Here is a 15,381-nt window from a genome sequence, read left to right as displayed (position 1 = left end):
GATCACTTGTAGTTCGGGGGCGGTTTAGAATAGGCATTCACCGAATCGAGATTGCCGCTGTAATCGTCGTACTGCTTCATCGCCGCATCGACGATGTCGTACGCCTTGCGCGGCACCGATTCGACGATGCTCGGAATGATGAACACCGCGCCCTCGATTTCCGCCTCGCTGTTCTGATGGCTACCGAACAGCAAGCCCAAAACCGGTATTTGGCTGAGGAGCGGTATTCCGGACACCGAGTGCGTGGTCGAGCTGCTTCGGATGCCCGAGAGCACGATCGACTGCCCCAGCTTCAAGTGAACGAAGGTGTTCACCGTCGACGTCTTGCGCCCGGGAAGCGAGCCCGCCGCCGGCGGGGTCAGATCGCTCACGAACGCGTTCACCTTCACCTCGAGATCGCGCGTGACCGAGTCGTAGCGCGGCACCACCGTCATGTTCGTACCGAACTTGATGGCCTGCACGGTGCCCGTAAGCCCGGCGGACACGGGGAAGTTCTGCTCGCCGCCGTTCTCGAAGGTGGCCTCCGAGCCGCTGGTCGTCACCACCGTCGAGTGCTTGAGCACCTTCGCCCAACCTCGGGTCTGCGCGAGATCCAGCGCGGGGAGCGCTTGATCCAACGTTGCGGTCGCGTTGGTGGCGTTGGCCACCAGATCGCGGGTGATGACCAAGCCACCAGGCCCCACCGCTCCAGGCCAGCGCACGCCCGCGCCGTAGGTCGACGTCTTGTCGTACTGCACGAAATAGAAGTCGATGCGGATGTTGATCGTGTGCTCGATGCCCACCGACCCCACCACCACCAGCGACTCCACCTGGCCCGGATACAGGCTGGCAATGAGCGCGATGCGGCGTGCATCTCCGTCGGTGGCCACGCCGCCCTCGATGAAGAAGCGCGTGCCGACTTTGCGAAGGCGAAGGCCGGTGTAGCCGACCAGGAGCTGCTCCACCTCCTGCTGCACCTGCTCGGGCGAGCGTGCGTACACGGTGATCGCATACGTCACCTGCGTGCCGTTCTGCATGAGCATCAGCACCGTGGTGCTTCCCGGACGGGCACCCACGAAGACGAACTGCGAAAGCCCCGGCGCCACCTTCACGTCGACGATGCCGCCCGCGCCCACCGAGTAGCTCGTCACCCCCTGCGCGGGAATCGTCTTGTTCTCGCCCACGATGAGGGTCATCTCCACCGTGGTCGCACGCGTGGGACCGCCTTGATCTTTCGCGGTCTGGGCGCGCGCATCGGATGCGGCGGCCAGTGCCGCCCCGAAGAGCATCGCCGCGCATAGGTAAGCTCGTGCGCGCATCATCGGTTCACCGACTGCATGGCCTGCGGGCCGGCAGGAGCCGCCACCACCGCGGCCTTTTGCGGCAAGGTCACCAGCTTGTCCGAGCCGTATTCGCCCAGCCCCTCCTGCAGGCGGTTATCCTCGGGGCTACGCAGCGCGACGGAGAGCTTTCCCTTGTCGGCGGCGACGGAGAGAATCTGTGCATTCTGCAGCGATAGGCTCAACGCCAGATCGCTCCCCTCCGTCTGCCCGCGTTCGGGCGACTCGTTGCTGCGGCCGAGGACCAGCACGTTCTGCAAGAGCACGACGCCGGTGCGCACGTCGTTGCTGTTCGGCCGCTGGAACGTGGCGAGAACGTCCACGCGGTCGCCGGCGTGCACCAGCATGTTGGCCTTCGTCTCCGTATGGATGGTCACCGCGCGCATGTTCGTCTGCACCAAGCTGGCGACGTCGCGCTTGTCGTCATTCGCCAGCACGATGTCCGTCCACATGATGAGCTGCTGCGCCTCGAGAGGAGCCGCAATGCGCAAGTTGGCAATGCGCGCGCGATCCGACGAGCGAATCGCGCGCGTCTCGACGTACGACTGCGGAATGAACCGCTCGCCGATGTCCTCGTCGCGCAAGATGGCCCCCGGCTCCAGGGTGCGCACCGAGACCAGCACGCCGATGCGCGCACCACCGGAGGCCTCCGCCTCGAAGCGTTTCAGGTATTGCCACAATAGGAATCCTCCGACGCTCGCGATCAACATCGCGAGCAGCGTGGCGCGCAGCTTCATAGTGTCACCTCTTGGAACGAACGATGCTTTGTTGATTGGAAATGCGAACTACGACGATTGCACTACTTGGTATTCTCTCCGTCACCGCGACGATGGCGTGCGGTGAGCCCCCCGGGCCGCCGGCAACCGCGGTAGTGATACGGGCGCAGGCTGAAAACGGATCTCCCGTTGGCGGGGTCGAAGTCTTCACCGGACCGCGGCTCGTCGCTCGGACCGATGCCGAGGGGCGAGCCAGGCTCGATGTCCGTGGTGCCGAGGGCGAGACCTTCTCCGTCCAAGTTCGCTGCCCGGACGGATTCCGGTCCCCCACCAGTCCGTTGCCCATTCGCAACTTCGATGTCGGATCGTCCACGCCCGCCGAATACTCGGTCACGTGCCGTTCGACGCGTCACACGCTCGTCGTGGCCGTGCGAGCCAGCGAGGGTCCGAACCTCCCCGTCTTCTACTTGGGGAAGGAAGTGGCGCGGACGGATCGCTCCGGAAGCGCCCACGTCAGTATGGACATGGAGGTCCACGATAGGGCCCAGCTCGTTCTGGGGACGGGGGGCAAGGAAAATGAAAAGGTTCACCCTCAGAATCCCGCCGCTACGTTTGAAATGCCCGATCATGATGACATTCAGGTCTTCGAGATGAAATTCACGCGGGACAAACCCAAGGTGGTTCGGAAGCCCAAACCGGCCGGCCCCGTCGTGTTCTGAATCCGTTGTTCTGAATCCGTACATATGCGAGCCGCGTTCCAACCCGACCGCCTTGCTTTGTCTCTGGGCCAGATGGATGCGATAGTTCCGTCATGGGGTCGCCCGTGCACCCGTCCTTGTCCGAAGAGACGGTCCTCCGCCCGAAACGAAACTCCGCAACGACGTCATTTCAGCTGACTTTCGTGCGCGGGCCCGATGCAGGCGTCGTCCTGGTCGTCGACGGCGCAGCGGCCTGCCCGCTGCTGCTGGGAACCAGCGAGGTCTGCTCGGTAAGGCTGCGGGACCCCGAGGTGTCCAGGCGGCACGCGAGTCTGGATGTGTACGATACGTACCTACGCGTACGCGATTTAGGCTCGAAAAACGGGACGTTCGTTAACGATACACGGGTCGGAGAGGCCCTTTTGACCGGCGGCGAGGAGATCCAGATCGGCTCCACGGTCGCCCGCGTCGACATCGAAGTGAAGTCCAAGCCGATCCCGGTTTCCCCGGATACGAGCTTCGGCCCCGTGCTCGGTTCGAGCCTGGCGATGCGCCGGCTCTATCCTCTATGCCGCAGGCTGGCGGAATCGGACGTGCCGCTTGTCATTGAAGGCGAAACCGGCACGGGCAAAGAGGTCATGGCCGAGGCGCTTCACGCCGCCAGCCGCCGCGCCACCGGGCCTTTCGTGGTGTTCGACTGCACGGCGGTCCCCGCCTCGCTCTTGGAATCAGCGCTTTTCGGGCACGAGAAGGGTGCATTCACCGGCGCCGCCTCGGCGCGAGCCGGCGTTTTCGAAGAGGCCCACGGCGGAACGCTCCTCATCGACGAGATCGGCGACCTGGAAAAATCCCTCCAGAGCAAGCTTTTGCGGGCCATCCAGAAGTCGGAGATCCGGCGTTTGGGCGGCTCGCGCTGGGTGAAGGTCGACGTCCGGCTGATCGCGGCCACGCGGCGCGATCTCGACAAAGAAGTGCAGGCGGGGCGCTTCCGAGACGACCTTTTCTTCCGGCTTGCCGTCGCCCGCATTGCCCTGCCGCCGCTGCGCGATCGTCGGGATGACATCGAGCCGCTGGCGCGGCATTTCTGGGAGCTTTACGGGGGCCGCGAGAAGCCGTTTCCCGTGCATTTGCTCGATCGGCTGCTTAGTCATTCGTGGCCAGGCAACGTGCGCGAGCTGGCCAACACGGTGGCGCGGTTGGTCGCCCTCGGGGAGCTCGCGGATTCGTATTCCGAGCTTTTCCGGCAGCCTTTGCCCATCGAGGGCGAAGACGGCGAATTCGCCCTGGCCCGCGACTTCATCGAGAACGTAGTCGGCCAAAATTTGCCCCTGGCCGAGGCCCGCGAGCAGGTCCTGCGCGAGTTCGAGCGGCGTTACGTCGTGCATTTGCTGAAATTGCACGGCGGAGACTCGGCCCGCGCCGCCGCCGCGTCGGGCATCGGAGAGCGCTACCTGCGCATGATCCGAGCACGCGTCCGCCCCGCGACCTAGCGCGGAAGCCTCCGTTCCGTTCGCGGAACATGTAGTTCCTCTTCCCGCTCCCGCTGCCCCTCGCGCTCCCGATCTTCGATCGACGGAATCGGCATCGGGAGGGAGAGAAGACGAAGAAGACACTCCCGCACGCCGTGGCATGGACCGTGAAGTAGATGCGGGCGTGAGAGCGAATGCACGAAAACGGCGCCGCGCGGCGGGGTTCACTCCCCTCGAGCAGGTGCTGTCCATTGCCGCGCTTCTCGGCTGCTTCGTCTATCCGATGTCCCTCGCGGCACGTGCTGCTGGGCAGAGGCTCGCGGGGCAGATGGATACGGCGCACAAGACGTTGCTCACGCAACGACGTTGAGCAAACGGTTTCACATAACAACATAGGAAGGAAGGAACGATATGAACGCTATCGTACGTATTCGTCAGTTCGCCACGAACCTCATCCGCGACGAGCGCGGTGACATGAGCTACGCCGACAAGACGGTGCACATCTCCTCGGCGGCCAAGGTGGTCATCGGCGCGGTGGCGATCACGGGCGCGGCCGCGGCCACGACCGCGGTGACGAACAACTCGAGCAGCTCGAGCGACAAGACGAGCCAGCAGATCAACCAGGCGACCGGTGCGCAGTCCGAGACCACCGAAAAAGTCAAGGCGCCGTTCGCCAGCCAGAAGTAAGCCCCCACATCGCCCGTCGCGAAGAGAAGGAAAGACCATGCGAATATCCATCATACGTCGGGTCCGTACCCTCTTCGCGGACCGGCGGGGCAACAGCGATCTCACCACGTACATGCTGCTCACGGCTGCCGGTGCCGCGATGGTGGGGCTCACGTTGCCGTCGCTGTTTTCGTCGTCCAATAGCGCGGCAAAGACATTTCAAAATCAGGTCAACGTCCTGGAGCGCGGTGCCAATCCGGGCGGCGCTGGAGGAATCGGGAGCGGCATTGGAAGTGGCTCCGGGTGGACGTTCAATGTCGGAAAAGATGGAGTGAGCGTATCGGGTCCCGGAGGGATCAGCGGTTCGGTCGGTGGTGGTGGATCCGGCGGTAGCGGAGGTGGGCAACAAAGCCTTCAGCCATCGCAACAAGCCATCAACTCGACTACGCAAACTCTGACGCAGTGAAAGGACGTGCACGTGCACGTGCGCGTGCACGACCACGATCACGATCACGTGAACGACTACGTGATTCGTGATCGTGCTCATGATCGTCTTCGTGCACGAGATCGTGCACGCGCACGCGCTCGTGCACGAAGGCGGCAATTGGCACTGGCTACACGGAGAACACTGCGATGGACATCGTAAGAACGGCGATTTGGGTATGCTACGCCATCGCCGTGGTGGCGGCGGTATGGGACTTTTTCTCGGGAAGGATCCCCAACGTCCTGACCTTGGGAGGAGTCGTCGTGGGCCTCGCGCTGCACACGGCGGTGGGCTACGTCGACGGCGGATTCCATGGGGCGCTTCGCGGGTTCGGTGCATCCCTCACGGGCGTAGCCATTTGCGCAGCGGTACCGCTATTCAGCTATTCACGCCGGGAAATGGGCGGCGGCGACGTCAAGCTTCTCGCTGCCATCGGCGCGCTATGCGGCCCGAGGATCGGCTTCGACGCCGAAGGGTTTGCCTTCGCCATCCTCTTCTTGGTGATCTTCCCATGGCGCGTCGTACGAAGCGGCGCCTTCTGGGACCGCCTTGGCAATCTGAAGATTGGACTGGGCAATATCTTTCGCCGGAGGCAAAAGCAGCTACCGTACTTGACGGTGCGCAAGCTTCCACCGGTGGTTTTGGGCCCCGCCATTCTCGCGGGACTCTCGGTCGCCATCGTGCGTCATGGAATATGGCCATGAAATACGTCCGCGGTGTTTGCCAGAGATTCCTCTCCGACACGAACGGAAGCGGCGTCTCCAACATGTTCGCGTTCGCGCCCACCTGGTTCATCGTATCGGGCGTCTTTTTGATGAATGTGCAGCTCTCGCGCAACTACATGCAGCGCGACATGGTCGACCACGCCGCGGCCATCGCCGCCGACACGGCGATGAAAACGATCTGCGCCGATGGGCGCGACTTCGGCGGTGCATCCCAGGGTGAATTCACCGGCGGCCGCGCCTCGGCCATCCGCGCGAGCGTCGACCCGGTACTCGGATTGGCGTCCAACGACGCCCAGACCTGCCAAGTCACCGCACGCCCCAAGCACGGAGGCACACCGGGTTCGCGCCAAGTCGAGGTCGAGGTTCGCTGCGAATTTCCCTGCGATTTGCCCTTCGCTGCACAAATGATGTGCTCGGGCTCCCCGCGGCACGTCACCTTCGTGGCGAAACAGACGACGGTCGCGATGGGCTGCGACATGCGGGACGGAGCGTGATGCCATGACGATGTCGCTCACTTTTTCGCAGCTGTTCATGGGCGCCCTGACCATTGGGCTCGGCACGTTTCGCGGGACGGAATCCTACCTGTCCTTCTATTACGAAACCCAGGTCGGCCATGCCAACCACGCGGCGTCCAGGTTGGGGGCGGACCATGCGCGTGCCGCGAACTCCAATGCGAACAACAATGTCATCTCCTCGTCCATCATGGGTCCGAGGTTCGCCGTGGAGGCGGACAACATCACCATGGATGTGAACGCGGCCATCGCGTGCCCGCAATGGTTCAATCCGCATATGCAGAAGATCTGCGCGGAGTACATGGCCAACAAGCCGCGGGCGCTGGCCAAGTTGGTCTGGGTGCGGGCGAAACAGGAGTTCCTCTGGGGAACGCTGGGCAAGCTTTCGTCGACCATCGACAAGGTCACCTCCATCGCCTCGCTCGATCAGGTTCGCTCGGGGCTCGGAGGGAGTGGGGACGGGAACGTAAGCATCCGTGCCGAGGATCCTTCGATGACCAAGGACATCTGGGCCGGCGACAGTACGCCGACCTCGTGCTCGCTCGCGCAGAAGGATGCCCTGGGGTCGGAGATGCCGGGCCATGCCTTTCCCCTGTTGATGGAGAACCTGTTGCAGGGCCTTCCGCAAGCGCTGGTGGCGACGTTGCCGCAGGCCATCTGCGGGGCGCCCAGCGGCGGTGGTGGGTCATCGAGTCCGCTCAAGTTGCCGCAGATTCCGAGCATTGCGAAGGATACGGCGAAGCAATGTGGGGAGCTCGAGGAGCGGATGCACATGCGGCTCCCCCACCCCAGCCCTCCCCCGGATGGGGAGGGGGCCGACGGCGGGCAACCCAGTTTTTCCGCGGACGTCGCCAAGTACGTCAAGTGCGTGGTTCGAACACCGGAAAAGACGCAGCGCGGGTTCGGCCGGCAAACGGATTATTCGTACCAGGATTCGAAATCGGGCCAAATTACCTCGTGCACGTTCGACCGTGAGAAGTGCGACAACGACAAGTTGGAGTCGAACACCGCATCGTATTTGCACAACATTGGATTACCCGCCTCGTTCAGCGAATCCAAATTGGGCGGCACCACGCGGGCGCCGACGGATTCTGATTGGAACCATGCCGACAGCATGCGCGCATGCGCCTACTCGTCGGCGGAGGTCAACGGGACCATCACGAACATCTCCAATGCGGTTCGCACGGTCATGAGCTTCGGGCAGTCCTCCGAGTCGAACACGCTGCGTGAGCGGCACGAATACCAAGCCTGCGCGAAATGGTATTTCCCCGACGGGGGGGAAAGCGAATTCGCGAGCGTTACCCACGACCAGCAGCCGTTCGTGGCCGCGTGGAAGTACGCCATGGTCGCGGGGCGCAACAAGGGGGGCCTATGAAAAGGGCTCGAAAGCGTGGCTTTTCCCATGTCTCCATGACCCTGGAGGCGGCCGCGGTCATGGTGTGGTTCGTCGTCCTGGTGCTCGGCGAGAAGTACGTCGGCGATGCCACCACCGCCCGACGCCGCGCCGAGGACTCGGTGCAGCAGTCGTCGATCGCCAACGCCATGTCCTATTGCTCGGGCGGCGCGGCTTCCGCGGCCTCGAGCAGTGCGGGCGGCGTGCCGAGTTCCCTGCAGGTGCGCCCGCAAGGGAATCTGAACGTGTCGCAAATCTTCGCCATTCTGGCCTTGTTCGGAATCGGCCACGAGCGAACGTATCCCGTGTACACCGAACCGTTGCGCGGCACGTTCGCCAATGCATCCTCGGGCGGGGTGACGCCGCATCAATTGGTCGGCGAAGGGACGCACACCTTCACCGGGAACCGCGCGCTGGCGTGCCTGGAGCGCTCGAAGGACAGCCCCATTCCGAGCATCAACCAGTACCGCGGCTCGATCTTCGATACGACCATTCGAGGCTACGGCCCCAATCCGTGATGCGCTCGGTGCTTTTCCGCCTGGCCCCTCCCATTCTCCTTCTCCTCGGGATGGTGCCTCTCGTCGCCCATGCGATGCAGGTGCGCCGCGAAGAGCACGCCCTCCTCGCGCAAATGGCCCGGTTCGAAGCGCTTCCCGTGGCCCACCACGCGGAGAATGGCCGCTTCGTGTCCCTCAATGGCTCGCGGGTCTTTTTTCGCACGAGCTCGACCCGGGAATCGCTCGAGGGCGCCGTCGAGGGCATCCGCCGCGAATGCCAGAGCGGCGATCGCGCGACGATGCTCGGTGGCGAGGCAGCCCGCGACGATCGGCCTTCGCTCGGGGGCGATCTCCGGCTCGACCGCATCGATCACCAGGGAACCGACAACGCGGCCGCAATGCTCTGCGTCTTTCGGCAGAGGGATGACTCGACGCGGGTTCGCTACTCGATGGTGAAGCGCGCCGACGGCGGGAGGACCAGCATCATCACGGTGGCCACGGATTCCGCCGCGCCCCTCGAGACGCTCTTTCCTGCCGAGGGCGACGCACCTGGCGGCGACTTCGACGGCGTACCGCGACCGCCCGGCTCGCGGCGCACCTTTGCCGCGGCCCTCGACGGCGAAGCCTACGGCGTGCGCGTGTACGAGGTCCAACGGGCGCTGCCCGCGAGCGTCGGCGCCTACGACGACGAAATGCGCACGCACGGATGGTCCCGCTCCGAAGCCGTCGCCCAGCGCCTCCCCGACGCCCGCGTCTACACCCGTGGCCCGGTGCAAATGGTCGCGTCGTTCGAGAGCAGCCCCGATGGGTTCACCACCGTCGCGATCGCCCCGCTCTCCATGCCGTAACCAGATTTACGGATGCGCGATCACGAGGAGTGCGCGCGCCCTTTGGTCGACGCAGCGCATGGCCTTGCGCATCGTTTCGGGATCGAGCGCACCGAAGCTCTCATCGAGAATGACGAGATCGGCGTTTTGGAGCAGAGCTCGTGCAATGTACACACGACTCTTTTCGCCATGGGAAAGCTGCCATCCGGTCTCGCCAACCATTTGCATCAAACCGCCGGGCATGCGCTCGAGCAGCGCACCGAGGCCGAGCTCCCGGCAAATGGCCTCGGCTTCTTCGAGGTCCTCCTGGCTCGGGGGCCACACGCGCCCCATCAGCAAGTTGAAGGCGAACATCCCCGAAAGCACATGATTCTCATGAAACTGAGGTGCGGCCACGACGCGCCTCCGCCACGCCTCGGCGCCGAGCGTACTTCGATCGAGACCATGGAGGAGGAGAAGGCCTGTTTCGGGGGATCGCAGTCCCGCGAGCAAGGCTCCCAAGGTCGATTTCCCGCCGCCGGACCCTCCTTCGAGAAGGATCCGCTCGCCCGCCTCCATCCGAAGCGTGCACCCACGCAGAACGGACTCCCCTCGTTCCCGATACCGAAAGGTGACGTCGCGCGCCTCCAGGAGCGCGCTCCCTGGGAGCTCGCTGGAGGCGGAGCAGGCAAGATCGGGCGATGCGGTAAGCTCGATGCGGGCCGCGGCATCGAAGAGCGGCGCCACCTGCTTCCAAGCGATGAGCGCACCGCCCAGGCTCGTGAGGCCGCCCGCCAAGCGGCCGAGGGCACCCGAGGCGAGAAGGATTCCGCCAAGCGCGATCGCGAGCGAACCGGACGAGAGCGAGGGCGCCGAGGCGGGCGCTGAGAGAAGCGTCGGCACGAGACCGAGCATGGCCACGACGAGCCAGCCGCTTGGCAAAAGTGCGGCAATGCGCGCCGCCGACGCGTCCATCCGCTCCGAGTGCGCGATGTACTCGGACACGGCCTCGTTCTCGCCTCGATGCCAGTTCTCTGGCGCCTGCTGCGCGAGACGCGTGCGATGCCCGACGATGCGCTCGACGAGGTCGTTGGTCATCGCGAGGCGCGTCGCCGTCCAGTCGCGGCTTCTCTCGAGAAACGTCCGCACCATGAAAACGCTGAGGAGCGACCATAAAGCCAATAGAACGAGCTCCGTCGCAGCTCCTGCTCCTTTCGACAATACGAACGCGCAGACCGCGAGCTCGACGATCGCGATCAGGCCCCCGATTCCAGAGCCGAGCGCGAGCGATTCGACCGCTTCCGACTCGATCACGCGGCCCAGGAGCCCGCCCGCGCCTTCCGCACGGATCTCTTCGGGGGCGAGCCGCAGCGCGCCGTGAAGAAGCCTCCGTTTGAGCAGCCCTCCGGCGTCGATCGCGAAAAGCCCCTGCGCACGGCTCTCGAGCACCCGAAATGGGACCTGCGTTACGAAAAGCAGGGCCCACGCCAGGAGCAACCCCATGTCGATTCGCCCTTGCAACGCGCCCTGGCCGAGCATGGCCCACGATGCGAGGTTGAGCACGTATTGAGCCGTGTGTACCAATGCGAGTGCCGCGGCTTTGCCGCCGAGCCCCGCTGCGCGCAGCTGCGCGAAGAACGGCGCGCCCGGGGGCAGACGTAGAATCCAGCAATCGCCGACGTTCGCCCGGCCGAGCAGCCGGCTCAAAATGGCGAGCTTGGCGCGCTCACGCCTTCGGCTGCGGAGACCGGCCATGTCCAGCATGGCATCGATCTTCGCGGCGTGAGGCGCCTCGAGCTCGGCGCATAGCGCGGCGCGGATCTCTCGTGCGGGCACGGCGCGAACTTCGAGGTCGGGCCCGAGTAGCAGAACGCGCCCCGCGCGAAACCCCGCGAGCGCCAAAAGCGACGTTCGCCCACCTTGCGTGATGCGGACGAGGGCCGGCGCAAGGCCACGAATCAGATGTTCGACGCTCGAGTAGGCACTGTCGATTCGCTCGGCTTCGATCCCGAACCAGCTCGCGAGCGACTCCATCCAGGGCCCCAGCTGGGTTTCCTGACGCGCGTCCACCGCTTCGGGCAACGATGGAATCGCGACCGGGCGCGGCGCGAGTCCAGCGCGCTTCGAGAGCGCGAGCATCGCGGCGCCGGCTTGCTCGAGCGGCCAGCCAGAGCGCTCGAGATCCAATCCCGCGCCGCTCATGTTCGGGCCCGGAGCCGCGCCGGCCGTGTCATGGTCGGGCGCACGATGGGCACCACGCCCTCATCGTGCTCGTCGAGCTTTCCTGCACGAAGCGTCATCCTGCGCCACGTGCCACCGGACCAGAACCCGCGCTGAACCTCCTTCTCGGCGTCGAGCATCATCCGGTAGCGCGAGCTCGGATCTTGAACGAGTGCCATGGGAACCCCGTCCTCGACGACGCGCCCGCCTTCGACGACCAGGACCCGGCCGAAGTCCAAGGTCTCGCGCACGTCGTGCGTCACGCAGAGGATCGTCGCGCCCCGCCACCATGCGCGTGCGCGGGTGAGGAGCGTTCGCCGCTTCTCGCGGTCGAGACCGCGGAATGGCTCGTCCAAGATGACCAGGCGCGCGTCCCGCCGCAGCAGCGCGCGCCCGAAACGTACGCGTTGCCCTTCGCCGCCGGACATGAGAGCCCCGCCTTCACCGAGCACGGTCTGCATGCCATCGGGCAGTCGTTCGAGCAGCCCCTGGAGATCCGCGGCATCGAGTGCCCCCGGCATGGCCCCCATCGCTCCCGCCGATGTGCCGTACAGCATGTTGTCCGCCAGCGAGCGATTCCACAGCTGCACGGCCGGATCGACCCAGGCGCACTCCCGCCGGAGCGTGTCGGCACGAGCTGCATCGAGGGGATGTCCGTCGACGAGCACACGCCCTGCCACCGGACGATGCCAGCCGAGCAGAATCCCGACGAGGGTCGACTTCCCCGCCCCCGAGGAGCCTACGATGGCCACGTCGCTTCCAGGTGCGATTCGGAGATCGAGCCCATCGAGGATCGTATGCCCTCCCGCGACGATGCTCACGCCTTCGAACGCGAGCTCGAGCCCTCGCGCCGAAGACGTCGCCGTCGCACCGTGCACCCGCTCCTCTTCGAGGGCGCCGAGCGGTTCGAGAAGCCGGAGCGCGGTGTTCCGAATGCCGGGGTAAGCTCGCACCAGAGCTGCAAGGCTTTGTCCCAGCGCGGGCAGCTTGAGCACCCAATAGGCAAACAAGAGAAGCCCGCTGACCGGACCGCCGCGTTGCACGTAGCAAAAGAGAAGCAGTGCCGCGAGCGCGAAGCCGAGAAGCGCACCCACGGTGTCGGCCACGAGCGCCGCTTCGATCAGGGAGCGACCCGCGCGTGCCCACTGCACGAGCAGGTTCTCGTGCTCCCGACGCACCGCACGCTCGGCGCCGTGGGTCCGAACGGGGACGAGCCCGAGAAGCGCGTCGAGGTAGAACCCGCTGAGTCCTCCCACATGCGCGCGTACGCGGAGATCGCGTTCGCTCAGGACCCGCTCGGATGCAAGCGGTACCGCGATCGCCACCCCACCCGCAAGGATCGCGAGCGGCGCGCTCGCGGGATGAAGCCACACGATCGCGCCCACGGTGGCAAGGAGGCTCAGCGCACTCCGAACCAGCTGGGCACCGAGATCCGGGAAGCCACGCAGCGTCGAGAGCGCGTGGCTTCGATGGGCCATGTCGGAGGTGGGACGGCTGCTGAGGTAGCGATCTGCGAGGCGAGGGAGCTTGCTCAAGAAAGCGATCCGCAAGCGCGCATCGAGGTGCCGCCCGAGGCGCCGAATCGCGTGGGCGATGGGAAGCTCGAGCAAGAGCATCATGAGGAAGAAGGCGACGATGGCGCCGAGGCCCGCCATCCGCTCTTTGACCACGCCAAGATCGCCCGCCACCTCGACGAGCCCGCGCACGAGGATGGCTTCGATGATCCCGAAGGTTGCCGCAAGGGCGATCGCAACGACGAGAGCTACCGGCCCGAGGGCGCCGTCATCGCGCAGAATCCGCAAGAGCTCGTGCAACGGACGCGCGGGCGCTTCTTGGAGCACGGCGGTCAGCTCGGCGGACGTCGACGAGACGGGCGCTTTCCTTTCGACGTCGCGTGCGCGCACCGCGACGACCACGGCTCCCTGGAGCCAGACGTCCTCCTCGCCGTCTGGGAGGCCCGTCCAGTACGGCGGCGGAATCGGGCCCTCGCCGGGTGGCACACCTTCGCAACCCTCGATGAGCGAACGAAGAAGGCCGCCGGCCTCGCGACCCTTGCGCACGCTCCCGGAGCTCACGATATCGGTCACCATCCGCGTCGCGGCATCCAGGAGCGCGATCGCTCGCCAGCTCGCGCTCGTTGCGGCGCGGGTGAGCATCGCGTCGAGCTCTCGGGTGCACCCGAGCTCCGAGAGGCGGCGGCGAAGGACGCGCACGACCGCATCGGACGTCGCGAGGGCGTGAAACTGCGCCTCGGACACCGGCATGCCGTGCATGAAGAGCTGCTCGCGCAGCGAAGAAGGGGTCATCCACCGTCGCCCGACGCCGGGATCCATGACTTGCAGGAGTCCGCCCACGCTTCTCCATACGACGATGAAGTGAGGCATGCCGTTGGGCTGCCGCACGACGACGATCGCGGGAAGCACACCGCCCTCTGGCAAAAAGAGATGCTCGGGCGGCACCATCGTTTGCGTCGCGTTCAGCCCGAGTTTCCCTGCGAGATCTTCCAACGTGTCGATCGACGTACCGTCCACGTCGGTCTGGCAAGCCTCGCGAAGTCGGCCGTAACTCGCCGAGATCCGGAATCCTTCGAGGAGGGACGTGAGGGCCGCAGGACCGCAGTCCATCGCGGAGGTTTGGACCACCTCGGGAACGAAGAAGCGCCGGTGGATCGTCGGGGCCGCGATCATGGCTGGTCCCCCTTCTGCACGGGCGCACCGAGCCGGCTCCCCGCGTAGCGGAGCGCGATGCGTGCCGGCGTCGAGGTTTCGACATCGACTTCGAGGGCACCGGGCAGTCCGTGCTCGAGGAAAATGAGCGGGTTTCCAGCGGCCACGAGATCGAGCTCGACGCGAATACGGCCATTGTGCGCGACGCTCGCCACGTCCCGAACGATGACGGGTACCGTTCCGAATTGCGTCCACGGGAATCCATCGAGACGCATTCGCCCGGCCTGACCGCGCCGGATACGCCCCAGCGCGTCCTCCGGAACGAAGTCGCCGATGGCGATGAGGTGCCCTTCCGGAATGAGCACCCCGAGTCGGTCGCCCGCTTGCACGAAGGAACCAATCTGGTGCTCCGGAGAGACCTCGCCGATCGTGCCGTCCGCCGGCGCGCGGAGGAGTCGCTTGGCGATTTCCGCCTTCAACACGGCAATGGCCGCAAGGGACGTTGCGCGCTTTTCCTCGAGCTGCGCCATTTGAAGCCGGAGCTGGGCGATGTGAGCGAGCCCTTGGTTCTCGCGGCCCTGCCCTTCGCCGGAGAGGCGCTGTACGTCGTGGCCGATGGCTTCGGTGGACGCTCGCTTGCGTTGCGCTTCCGCCCGTGCGCGTAAAAAGTCCCGTGTGGAAATCAATCCTTCGTTCTGAAGACGCTGGGCTCGAAGAGCCTCTTCGCTCGCCAGCCGCGAATCGATCGATGCTTCCTTCCGTTTCGCACGCCGCTCGTTGACTCCGGCGCGCGTGGCCGCGCGATTGCTCGACAGGGCATCCTGTTCCGCGCTCGCCTGGTGGCGAAGCGCATCGAGCTCCGGGTCCACCATCGCGACGCGCGTGAGCTCTTCCGCCAATTGGCGCTGTTCGGTCTCCGAATCGAGTTCGACGAGAACGTCGCCGAGGCGAACGCTTTTCCCGAGAGCAATGTTCGTCGCGACAATGCGCCCGCCGATGGCCGCGTTCAACGGCTTGGCCGCCTCCGCCACTTCGATTCGCCCGGAATCGGTGGTTTCGTGAAGTGTGACTCCGACGCGCAAAAACCAGAAAAGCCATGCCCCGAGAAAAAGCGCCGCTCCGCCGAAGGCGAAAACGGAGCGCTGGGCCGCATCGATCTCGAGGGAGCGAAGGCATTGAGAAAACGGAGTTGGCATGGCGTCTCCTCGGG

Annotated in this window: 15 protein-coding genes; 10 read left to right on the top strand and 5 right to left on the bottom strand. The window is 65.3% G+C overall.

Annotation, left to right across the window (positions count from 1 at the left end; genetic code table 11):
• Positions 1-2 precede the first annotated feature (2 nt).
• Together LVJ94_07825 and cpaB are read right to left on the bottom strand one after the other, a co-directional pair.
• The gene (locus LVJ94_07825) at positions 3-1,301 is read right to left on the bottom strand and encodes a type II and III secretion system protein (GenBank protein ID WXB07142.1); all 1,299 of its coding nucleotides are present in this window, start codon (positions 1,299-1,301) and stop codon (positions 3-5) included.
• Positions 1,298-2,056, bottom strand: coding sequence for a Flp pilus assembly protein CpaB (cpaB, locus tag LVJ94_07820; protein WXB07141.1), 759 nt, complete (start codon positions 2,054-2,056; stop codon positions 1,298-1,300). The genes LVJ94_07825 and cpaB overlap by 4 nt, the downstream gene beginning before the upstream one ends.
• Positions 2,057-2,097: 41 nt before the next feature.
• Here cpaB and LVJ94_07815 point away from each other — a divergent pair, with 41 nt between their 5' ends.
• From LVJ94_07815 to LVJ94_07770, 10 genes are all read left to right on the top strand, one after another.
• Complete coding sequence (locus LVJ94_07815) at positions 2,098-2,754, top strand: hypothetical protein (GenBank protein WXB07140.1); 657 nt, start codon at positions 2,098-2,100, stop codon at positions 2,752-2,754.
• A gap of 92 nt (positions 2,755-2,846) precedes the next feature.
• Positions 2,847-4,223 (top strand): sigma 54-interacting transcriptional regulator, encoded by a 1,377-nt coding sequence (locus LVJ94_07810; protein ID WXB07139.1) that lies wholly within the window; start codon positions 2,847-2,849, stop codon positions 4,221-4,223.
• Positions 4,224-4,386: 163 nt separating this feature from the next.
• Complete coding sequence (locus tag LVJ94_07805; GenBank protein WXB07138.1) at positions 4,387-4,572, top strand: hypothetical protein; 186 nt, start codon at positions 4,387-4,389, stop codon at positions 4,570-4,572.
• A 41-nt stretch (positions 4,573-4,613) separates the two neighbouring features.
• Positions 4,614-4,889, top strand: coding sequence for a hypothetical protein (locus LVJ94_07800; protein WXB07137.1), 276 nt, complete (start codon positions 4,614-4,616; stop codon positions 4,887-4,889).
• 37 nt (positions 4,890-4,926) lie between these two features.
• Positions 4,927-5,334 (top strand): hypothetical protein, encoded by a 408-nt coding sequence (locus tag LVJ94_07795; protein ID WXB07136.1) that lies wholly within the window; start codon positions 4,927-4,929, stop codon positions 5,332-5,334.
• A 167-nt stretch (positions 5,335-5,501) separates the two neighbouring features.
• The gene (locus LVJ94_07790) at positions 5,502-6,056 is read left to right on the top strand and encodes an A24 family peptidase (protein WXB07135.1); all 555 of its coding nucleotides are present in this window, start codon (positions 5,502-5,504) and stop codon (positions 6,054-6,056) included.
• A complete protein-coding gene (locus LVJ94_07785; protein ID WXB07134.1) occupies positions 6,053-6,571 on the top strand; it encodes a hypothetical protein in 519 nt (172 codons plus the stop codon). Before LVJ94_07790 ends, LVJ94_07785 begins: the two co-directional genes overlap by 4 nt.
• A gap of 4 nt (positions 6,572-6,575) precedes the next feature.
• On the top strand, positions 6,576-7,964 hold the full coding sequence (locus tag LVJ94_07780) for a hypothetical protein (GenBank protein WXB07133.1): 1,389 nt from the start codon (positions 6,576-6,578) through the stop codon (positions 7,962-7,964).
• On the top strand, positions 7,961-8,500 hold the full coding sequence (locus tag LVJ94_07775) for a hypothetical protein (protein WXB07132.1): 540 nt from the start codon (positions 7,961-7,963) through the stop codon (positions 8,498-8,500). The genes LVJ94_07780 and LVJ94_07775 overlap by 4 nt, the downstream gene beginning before the upstream one ends.
• Complete coding sequence (locus tag LVJ94_07770) at positions 8,500-9,327, top strand: hypothetical protein (GenBank protein ID WXB07131.1); 828 nt, start codon at positions 8,500-8,502, stop codon at positions 9,325-9,327. Before LVJ94_07775 ends, LVJ94_07770 begins: the two co-directional genes overlap by 1 nt.
• A 6-nt stretch (positions 9,328-9,333) precedes the next feature.
• On the opposite strand, the gene LVJ94_07765 is transcribed toward LVJ94_07770, so the two are convergent.
• From LVJ94_07765 to LVJ94_07755, 3 genes are read right to left on the bottom strand one after another with little or no spacing between them, the layout of a single operon-like run.
• Positions 9,334-11,487, bottom strand: coding sequence for an ABC transporter ATP-binding protein/permease (locus tag LVJ94_07765; GenBank protein ID WXB07130.1), 2,154 nt, complete (start codon positions 11,485-11,487; stop codon positions 9,334-9,336).
• The gene (locus LVJ94_07760; GenBank protein ID WXB07129.1) at positions 11,484-14,192 is read right to left on the bottom strand and encodes an ATP-binding cassette domain-containing protein; all 2,709 of its coding nucleotides are present in this window, start codon (positions 14,190-14,192) and stop codon (positions 11,484-11,486) included. The genes LVJ94_07765 and LVJ94_07760 overlap by 4 nt, the downstream gene beginning before the upstream one ends.
• A complete protein-coding gene (locus tag LVJ94_07755; protein WXB07128.1) occupies positions 14,189-15,367 on the bottom strand; it encodes an HlyD family secretion protein in 1,179 nt (392 codons plus the stop codon). The genes LVJ94_07760 and LVJ94_07755 overlap by 4 nt, the downstream gene beginning before the upstream one ends.
• Between the last annotated feature and the right edge of the window lie 14 nt (positions 15,368-15,381).

This window comes from Sorangiineae bacterium MSr11367 (genome assembly GCA_037157805.1).
GTDB lineage: Bacteria > Myxococcota_A > Polyangia > Polyangiales > Polyangiaceae > Pendulispora > Pendulispora rubella.
Note: the sequence above shows the minus strand (reverse complement) of the source record. Positions and strands in the feature narration are given on the sequence as shown.